Annotated in this window: 3 protein-coding genes; 2 read left to right on the forward strand and 1 reads right to left on the reverse strand. The window is 66.7% G+C overall.

Annotated elements, in window-relative coordinates; translation table 11 throughout:
* The coding region (locus ETD85_RS61675) for a peptidase inhibitor family I36 protein (protein ID WP_206059640.1) at nt 1-863 on the forward strand (863 nt) is incomplete at its 5' end.
* 37 nt (nt 864-900) lie between these two features.
* Complete coding sequence (locus tag ETD85_RS61680; protein WP_138699000.1) at nt 901-1,848, forward strand: SpoIID/LytB domain-containing protein; 948 nt, start codon at nt 901-903, stop codon at nt 1,846-1,848.
* Between the two features lie 54 nt (nt 1,849-1,902).
* On the opposite strand, the gene ETD85_RS61685 is transcribed toward ETD85_RS61680, so the two are convergent.
* On the reverse strand, nt 1,903-2,379 hold a 477-nt coding region (locus ETD85_RS61685), incomplete at its 5' end, for an NBR1-Ig-like domain-containing protein (RefSeq protein ID WP_206059641.1).

Below are 2,379 nucleotides of genomic sequence, written 5' to 3' on the forward strand. Positions count from 1 at the left end.
CGACCGCCGCGATGGCGCTCGGCGGGGCGGTTCTCGCCACCGCGGCGCCGGCCTCGGCCGCAAGCCGCGACGGTGTCTGCGATACCGGCGAGTTCTGCTACTACTTCAACAGCGACAACCAGGGATCGATCTCCGACTTCACCACCTCGGTCGACGACTACGCCACCACCCAGCCCTCCTGCTACGACTTCAAGGGAGCAGGCGCCGGCAAGGGCACCTGCATCAAGAACTCCGCCGCATCCGTCTGGAACCGCAGCACCAAGACCGTCCGCGTCTACTTCAACAGCGGCTACAGCGGCACCTACCAGGACTTCGCCGCAGGCGCCAAGGGCAACCTCAACGCCACGCTCAAGAACCAGAACGCCTCGCACCAGTTCAGCCCGTCGTCATCGACCCGCACCAACATGTCGTACGCGCTGTACAAGACCAGCGGCGGCAGGATCACCTGCGGGTTCGACGGCTACACCTCCACCCCCGGCCGGCACGAGGGCATCGACTTCGCCCGCAGCGTAGGCTCGGACGTTTACGCCCTGGTGGCCGGCCAGATCACCAACGTCGTACGCGGATCCACCGGCGGGTCGGGCCTTTCCACGATCGCCATCTACAACGCCGCGGCGAACAAGACGGTGATCTACCTGCACTCCGCTCCGCGGTCCTCGCTGCGCGTGGGCCAGCAGGTCACCCGCGGCCAGATCATCGCCGACGAGTCGTGGCACGGGGTGTCGAGCAGCGGGGCCGCGCACACCCACGTCGAGGTGCGCACCGGAAAGCAGACGCGGGCGTACAAGAGCGTCGGCGACTCGCACCTGGACAACTCGAACCCGGCCTCGTTCTGGACCGCCCAGGGCTACAACATCCGATAGCGCTTCGGCGGCCCACGACTTGAGGAGGAAGACAACTGTGCCTTTACGAACTGTCAGGCTGATCTCGCGGCTCGCCGCGGCGACCGCCGCGATGGCGCTCGGCGGGGCGGTTCTCGCCACCGCGGCGCCGGCCTCGGCCGCAAGCCGCGACGGTGTCTGCGATACCGGCGAGTTCTGCTACTACTTCAACAGCGACAACCAGGGATCGATCTCCGACTTCACCACCTCGGTCGACGACTACGCCACCACCCAGCCCTCCTGCTACGACTTCAAGGGAGCAGGCGCCGGCAAGGGCACCTGCATCAAGAACTCCGCCGCATCCGTCTGGAACCGCAGCACCAAGACCGTCCGCGTCTACTTCAACAGCGGCTACAGCGGCACCTACCAGGACTTCGCCGCAGGCGCCAAGGGCAACCTCAACGCCACGCTCAAGAACCAGAACGCCTCGCACCAGTTCGTGAGCTCCACAACGCCGACCGGGTGCAAGACCGACGGCACGGACACCAAGCTGCCGACCACGATCCTCGTGTACCGCAAGTCCCTCGATCGCGTGGAGCGGGTGGAGTTCAAGACCTACGTCAAGAACGTCCTGCCCAACGAGTGGGTGTCGAGCTGGCCGAGCGAGTCGCTCAAGGCCGGCGCCATGGCCGTGAAGAACTTCGGCTGGTACTGGGCGCTGCACTCCAACCGCAAGACGGCGAGCGGGCAGTGCTTCGACGTCTACGACCACACGTCGAGCCAGGTGTACGTCCCCGGCTCCGCGAAGGCGGTGACGAACGCCGCGGTGGACGCTACCTGGGGCACCCGGCTGACGCGTAGCGGGAAGATCTTCCGGGCCCAGTACTGTGCCACGACGACGGCGTGCGGCAACTGGGTCGACGGCGACTGGATGTCGCAGTACGGCTCTCGCGACAAGGCCAGAGCGGGCTGGAGCTACTCCAGGATCCTCCAGCACTACTACACGGGGATCGTCATCGGTTCCTGAGCCCCCTGAGATCGTCCGGCCCTAGTTCCCCGCTCTGTCACGCACGGCGGGGAGCTAGGGCCCTTCGACGATGAGCTGGAAGTTGATGGGGCGGCTTCCGGGGAACACGACCGCTCCCGAAGAGTCCACCATCTTGAATCGCACGTAGCACAAGCCCGGCTTCCTGGGCGTGGTGACGACGGTCTGGATGTCGACTGTCTCGCCAGGTCGCGTGTCCTTGATCGGCACGTCGGGGATGGTCTGGCACTGATCAGCCTGCTGCTTGAGGTCGAGGCGGCGCAGCGAATAGCCCTTCCAGGGCACGGCCCCGGCGTTCTTGAGCCGCCAGATCTTGGTCATGGTCTGGCCGGGGCCGACGCGCGAGCAGTCGGCCAGCGTGACATCTTCGATGAACACGGCCGCGTCGCCCTTGTGCAGCGGCGGGGCCGACGGCGGGTTGGTCGCGCGTACCGGGCAGTCGGCCGGGGACAGCGCGGCGATCGACGGGCCGGCGGTCGGGGTCGAGTTTTGTTGGTGTCGCCAGCACAGTCC

This window comes from Nonomuraea zeae (assembly GCF_005889725.1).
Taxonomy (GTDB): domain Bacteria; phylum Actinomycetota; class Actinomycetes; order Streptosporangiales; family Streptosporangiaceae; genus Nonomuraea; species Nonomuraea zeae.